The following is a 4,835-nucleotide window of genomic DNA, read 5'->3' on the forward strand; positions in this document are numbered from 1 at the left end:
CGGCGTAGTTGCCTAACGCGCCGTTTCTCGCTTCATTGACTTCAGGCTGGTGGGCAAAACCGGTCGAAAGGCTTTTTATATGTTCAATGGAATTCCGTATTCGGTGGGGGCGATGAAGATTAAGACTTTGCCACTGGTCGTTGGCGCTGCTGTTTTGCTGGCAGGGACCAGCACCACGGTTATCGCCCAGGAATTGCGACGCGGTGCAAGCGTCCTCGAGCGCCCCAAGCCCGAACTCGACCCGCTGGGCGTCCGTGCCGGCAGCTTCCTGATCTTTCCGAAGGTCGAGCTTGGCACGACCTACGACGACAACGTGTTCGCGACCGAGAACAACAAGGAAGGCGACTTCCTGTTTCAGGTTCTCCCGACCGTCACGGTGCAGTCCGACTTCAGCCGGCATGCCTTGAGGTTCAGCGCGGGCGCCGATGTCGGCCGCTATGCCGACAACACCAGTGAAAACTACGTCGACTACTTCTTCACCGGAGGCGGCCGGCTGGACGTGACCGGAGATTCGTTCCTGACCGGCGATCTCTCCTATCGCAAGCTGCACGAGGATCGTGGCGACCCCGACTCGCCGACGGCTGCCAGCGAGCCGATCGATTTCACCCGTACCAACGCGGAACTGGCTTATCAGCATCGGTTCAACCGTGTGATCGGCCGTGTGGGCATCGGGGCGGAGAACGAAGACTACGACGACGTCTCGTCGATCACCGGGACGACGCTTAACCAGGACAACCGGGACAAGTGGGCTTATTCCGCGACGGGTCAGGTCGGCTACGATCTGTATCCGGGCTATCAGCCTTTCCTGCGCGTCACCTATACCCGGACCGAATACGACAACGGTACGATCAAGCCCGACAGCGACACCTACGAGGCCGTCGTCGGCACGACGCTCGACCTGACCAACCTGCTGACCGGCGAGGTCTTCGTCGGTTATCTGACCCGCAGCTACGACGAATCGCAGTTCAGCAACTTCACCGGGCTCGCCTACGGTCTTAAGCTCGATTATGCGGTCACTCAGCTGACCTCGATCAGCGGCAACGTCACCCGCGGGGTCGAGGAAGGCTTCGGCGCCGTTCCCTCGCCGCGCGACCGCACGACCTTCCAGGTCGGCGTCGATCACGAGTTGCTGCGCAACGTCGTATTGTCGGCGCTTGCCCAATACCAGATGGACGATTACCAGAACACCTCCCAGGAGGAGGATTTCTACCTGCTCCAGGCCGGTGCGACCTACATCAACCGCAATTTCTATCTGCGCGGCACCTACAGCTATTCGACGCGTGATTCGAACCTTCCCGGCGAGGATTACGATCGGAACCTGTTCCTGCTTCGGCTCGGTGCTCAGCTCTAACCGGAGAGAAACCGCTATCCGGACGGTGCGGCGCCTGCTTTGCAGGCGCCGTTTTCGTTTCAGCTAACCCGAAATTTCCGATATGAGCGATAATTCTCAGGCTAAAACAAAGGTGGGGTGGGCAGCCCGTTATTTCGGGGCCGCCGAGGAATATCAGTGATGCCTTGAAAAAGATTATTGATTGTCCTTCTGTACTGCCATCGGCTTAATTCCTCTACTCTTTTTCAGTTTAGCGCCTTTACCGATAGTATTCGTGTGGTCGTAAGGGATTGCTTGGGACCGCTGTCGGACTTGATCCGATGGCCGCTCCGGCAAGCCAAACGGTCCGGCCCAGACTATTCGGCAAGGCCCAGAGAAGAGGAACCGATGTTTTTTGCTACCTGGAAGAAAGTCGCGACGGGCTGCGTCGTGGCGGTTGCACTGGCGGCGTGCCAGAATACCGGCTCGAACGCGCCGCTCGAAACACAAACAGCCTCCGTTGGCGAATACCAGTTGGGCGCCGGCGACGAAGTCCGCGTCACTGTATTCGGCCAGGAGCAGCTTTCGGGCACTTTCCGCGTCGACGGTGCCGGTTATGTCGCGATGCCGCTCGTTGGCGAAATAAATGCCAAGGGAAAGACCGCTCGCCAGCTTGAAACGAGCATTGCCCAGAAGTTGAACGAAGGTTATGTCCGCGATGCGCGGGTCAGCGCCGAAGTCGTGACCTTCCGTCCGTTCTACATCATCGGCGAAGTCACCAAGCCCGGCCAGTATCCCTACGTCAACGGCATGACCGCGACCACCGCCGTCGCGATGGCCGGCGGCTACACCTATCGCGGCCAGCAGGACTATATCCTGATCACCCGCGGCACCGACGCCGAGAAGATCGAGCGCCGCGCGCCCATCAATACCCAGGTGCTGCCCGACGACGTCGTGCGCATCCCCGAACGCTTCTTCTGATCCAGGTCATCCATGGAAATCGTCGAAACGGCCATTCCGGACGTGAAACTGCTGACGCCCCGCAAGTTCGGCGATCATCGCGGCTTCTTTGTCGAAACCTACAACAGGAAGGTGCTGGAAGGCATCGGGTTCACGAAGGAATTCGTGCAGGACAACCATTCGCTGTCGGCTCCCGCCGGCACGATCCGGGGCCTGCACTTCCAGCTCGAACCCTATGCCCAGGACAAGCTGGTCCGGGTCGTGAAGGGGGCCATCCTGGATGTCGCGGTCGATCTGCGCCGTGGGTCTTCGACTTTCGGTCAGCACGTCTCGGCCCGGCTGGATGCCGAAACCGGCCGTCAGATCCTGGTTCCCGCAGGGTTCGCCCACGGCTTCGTAACGCTCGAGCCGGATACGGAGGTCATCTACAAGGTGACCAACTTCTACGCGCCGAGCCACGACCGCGGCCTGCTGTGGAACGACCCTGACCTGGGCATAGAATGGCCGGTTTCGGCTGAAGACGCCGTCCTGTCGGACAAGGACAAAGTGCAGCCGCGCCTTCGCGATCTGCCCGACACCTTCTGACGAATAAACGTTTCCTCCGACACCTTCCAAACGCGGATGTTCTCTTCGGCCGATCTCGAAGAGGGCACCCGTTAGAGAGTATCGCACGGGAATAAGATCGAGTGAACGGGGGAGCCTGATAAGAGCACCCCGTTTCCCTCTTCAGAGAATACGGAACGAATGCTCCGCAGTCCCGTTCGATTATATCGAGTAACTACCGAAGCGATAGCTGTAGCAACGCAGATCTTCGCTTAATATGGGCACAGTCCGCTAGTGTGGATGCCCGGTCTTTATACGGACCTGAACAAAATAACGTCATCGCACAGGTTTTTCATTTATCGCGGGAATCGCGGGTCTGTGCTTTGCCCAACTTTGCACCAGCCGAGGAATAGATTATGCAGCGTGTGATGGTCACCGGCGCCGGCGGTTATATCGGCACTTCCCTGGTTCCGATGCTGCTCGAGCAGGGCTATGCCGTGCGTGCGGTCGACCGGTTCTTTTTCGGTCATGAGCTTCTGAAGTCCCATCCCGACCTGGAAATGGTCCGGGAAGACGTACGCCGCCTGAAGGTCGAGGATTTCGCGGGTATCGACGCGGTCATCGATCTGGCTGCCATTTCCAACGATCCCAGTGGTGAACTGTTCCAGGACGTCACCTGGGCCGTCAACCACAAGGCGCGGGTGCGCTGCGCCGAGCTGGCCAAGCAGGCCGGCGTCAAGCGCTACATCCTGCCGTCCTCTTGCAGCATCTATGGTTTCCAGCCGGACGGCGTGATTGCCAACGAGGAAACGCCGACCAACCCGCTGACCACGTACGCCAAGGCGAACGAGCAGGCCGAGCACGGCGTCCTGCCGCTGGCCGACGACAAGTTCACCGTCATCGTGCTGCGCCAGTCCACCGTGTACGGCTACAGCCCGCGCATGCGTCTCGACCTCGCGATCAACGGCATGACCTACGGCGCCTGGAAGACCAACGTGCTTCCGCTGATGCGCGACGGCAGCCAGTGGCGCCCGATGGTCCATGTCCGCGACACCGCGTCGGCCCAGATCTTCATGCTGACGGCACCTGCTGAAAAGGTGAACGGCAAGATCTTCAACGTCGGTTCCGAGGTCAACAACTACCAGCTCGGCCAGCTCGCCCAGATCGTCGTCGATACCCTGCCGAACAAGGTCGAGATCGAGTGGTACGGCGATGCCGACACCCGGTCCTACCGCGTCTCGTTCGACAAGATCGAAGCGCTCGGCTGGAAGGCCAAGCTGGTCGCCCAGGACGGTATCCGCGAGATCGCCGCCAAGCTCGACAGCGGCGAATTGGACCGCACCACCGAGACGATCACGCTCGACTGGTACAAGAACCTGGTCAAGTGGCACGAGATCATCCGCAAGGTCGAGCTGTACGGCGGCATCTTCGACATTCCGGAAGCTGAAATCGACGCCCTGCGCCGGTCCGAGGCCGCGGAATAATGAAAGGGATCATCCTGGCCGGCGGGTCGGGGACGCGGCTTGCTCCCATCACCAGCGTGGTGAGCAAGCAGCTTCTTCCCGTCTATGACAAGCCGATGATCTACTACCCGCTGACCACGCTGATGCTGGCGGGTATCCGGGACGTGCTGATCATCACCACTCCCCAGGACCGGGACCTGTTCGCCCGGCTTCTGGGCGACGGTTCCAAGTGGGGGATGAACATCAGCTATGCGGTCCAGCCCAGCCCCGACGGGCTGGCGCAGGCCTTCATCATCGGCAAGGACTTCATCGGCAACGATCCCGTCTCGCTGATCCTGGGCGACAACATCTTCTTCGGCTACGGCATCACCGACCGCCTCCAGCGGGCGTCCAAGGTGACCCAGGGCAGCGTGGTCTTCGCCTATCAGGTCGCCGATCCGGAACGGTACGGTGTGGTCGCCTTCGACCACACCGGCCGGGTCACCGACATCGAAGAGAAGCCCGTCAAGCCCAAGTCCAACTTCGCGGTCACCGGCCTCTACTTCTACGACAGCGATGTC

Annotated in this window: 5 protein-coding genes; all 5 read left to right on the forward strand. The window is 60.3% G+C overall.

Annotated features, from left to right (window positions below; genetic code table 11):
• Positions 1-112 precede the first annotated feature (112 nt).
• Positions 113-1,351 carry an outer membrane beta-barrel protein gene (locus AC5JJ6_RS41730; RefSeq protein ID WP_496047709.1) on the forward strand — a complete coding sequence of 413 codons (1,239 nt, stop codon included), beginning with the start codon at positions 113-115 and terminating at the stop codon, positions 1,349-1,351.
• A gap of 408 nt (positions 1,352-1,759) precedes the next feature.
• Entirely contained in the window at positions 1,760-2,290 is a 531-nt protein-coding gene (locus tag AC5JJ6_RS41735) for a polysaccharide biosynthesis/export family protein (RefSeq protein WP_496047710.1), read from the forward strand.
• A 12-nt stretch (positions 2,291-2,302) separates the two neighbouring features.
• The gene (gene rfbC / locus AC5JJ6_RS41740) at positions 2,303-2,854 is read left to right on the forward strand and encodes a dTDP-4-dehydrorhamnose 3,5-epimerase (RefSeq protein ID WP_496047711.1); all 552 of its coding nucleotides are present in this window, start codon (positions 2,303-2,305) and stop codon (positions 2,852-2,854) included.
• Between the two features lie 374 nt (positions 2,855-3,228).
• Positions 3,229-4,296, forward strand: a complete 1,068-nt coding sequence (locus AC5JJ6_RS41745) for an NAD-dependent epimerase/dehydratase family protein (RefSeq protein ID WP_496047712.1) — start codon at positions 3,229-3,231, stop codon at positions 4,294-4,296.
• Positions 4,296-4,835: sugar nucleotidyltransferase (locus AC5JJ6_RS41750; protein WP_496047713.1), on the forward strand; the 540-nt coding region annotated here is incomplete at its 3' end. The genes AC5JJ6_RS41745 and AC5JJ6_RS41750, both read left to right, overlap by 1 nt.

The sequence above is a fragment of the Skermanella sp. genome (assembly GCF_059503625.1).

What these genes read in the sequence shown, in the direction of transcription:
- AC5JJ6_RS41730 (WP_496047709.1), top strand. Translation starts at nt 113, where the DNA reads ATGAAGATTAAGACTTTGCCACTGGTCGTTGGCGCTGCTGTTTTGCTG.
- rfbC (WP_496047711.1), top strand. Translation starts at nt 2,303, where the DNA reads ATGGAAATCGTCGAAACGGCCATTCCGGACGTGAAACTGCTGACGCCC.
- AC5JJ6_RS41745 (WP_496047712.1), top strand. Translation starts at nt 3,229, where the DNA reads ATGCAGCGTGTGATGGTCACCGGCGCCGGCGGTTATATCGGCACTTCC.